General features: G+C 44.9%; 1 protein-coding gene. It reads left to right on the forward strand.

Annotation, left to right across the window (positions count from 1 at the left end):
• Positions 1-70 precede the first annotated feature (70 nt).
• Complete coding sequence (locus Q4Q52_RS22145; RefSeq protein ID WP_311991698.1) at positions 71-1,084, forward strand: IS110-like element ISShes7 family transposase; 1,014 nt, start codon at positions 71-73, stop codon at positions 1,082-1,084.
• Positions 1,085-1,152: the final 68 nt, after the last annotated feature.

Here is a 1,152-nt window from a genome sequence, read left to right on the forward strand (position 1 = left end):
CTCTTGTGAAGTAGGCGTCATTTACGCCATATTGAATTTGCACGTTCAATAACAACAAAAGGTGTCCAAAATGAAAGTTACACTAATAGGAATTGATCTCGCAAAAAATATCTTCCAAGTATGTGGCGTTAATCAAGCAGGCAAGAGTGTTTTTAACCGTTCGATTAAACGTGTTCAGCTCCTGACTTTTCTGCGTACTTACCCTGATGCCACTATTGCGATGGAAGCCTGCAGTGGCTCTAACTATTGGGGCAGAGAGTTACTTTCTCTCGGGCATGATGTCAAACTGATCCCGCCTCAGCATGTTAAGCCATTTGTCAAAGGCAATAAGAACGATCGCAATGATGCCTTCGCTATTTGTGAGGCAGCGCAGAGACCAAACCTGATTTTCGTCCAGCCGAGAACCTTAGCGCAGGTTGATATCATCATTACCCACAGAATTCGCGAGCGCCGGATCAGAATACGCACTGCACTAACCAATCAAATTAGAGGCTTACTAAGTGAATATGGAATAGCCCTCCCTAAAGGACGTAATCCATTGAATCTTTTGCTGCCGGAATTACTTGAGGATGCTAGTAATCAACTCACTACGATTGCACGTCAATACATGCGTGAGCTGATGGAAGAGTTGCGTGCGATCAACGTTGCAATAGGTTCACTGGAAAAAGACATCAAACTGCAGGCAAGAACGCACCCAGATGCCAAGCGACTAATGGGTATAAGAGGCGTTGCAGAAATAATTGCCACTGCCGCGGTGTCATTTGCCGGAGATGGCTCAGGCTATCATGGTGCTCGGCATTTTTCTGCAAATTTAGGACTGGTTCCTAAAGAGTTTTCCAGTGGGGGAAAACAGAAATTAAGCGGCATAACCAAACGAGGTAACAGCTATCTACGGCGGCAACTGATCCAGGGAGCTTGGTCGATTATTCGCTATGCAAGTAAGAGTAATGACAGGATCTCCGTATGGGCCTTAAAGGTGATTGAGCGGCGAGGTAAACAGAAAGCGGCAGTAGCAATTGCAAACAAATTGGCACGGATCATCTGGGCTATGCTGTTTCATCGCAGCGAATATCGGCCTTGTTAATATGTAAAAATCGAGTATTAAACTCACCCCAAAAACACGACTACAGATAATGAAGTAACAGGTAATAC

It is taken from the genome of Shewanella sp. SP1S2-4 (genome assembly GCF_031932075.1).
In the GTDB taxonomy this organism is placed as follows: Bacteria; Pseudomonadota; Gammaproteobacteria; order Enterobacterales; family Shewanellaceae; genus Shewanella; species Shewanella baltica.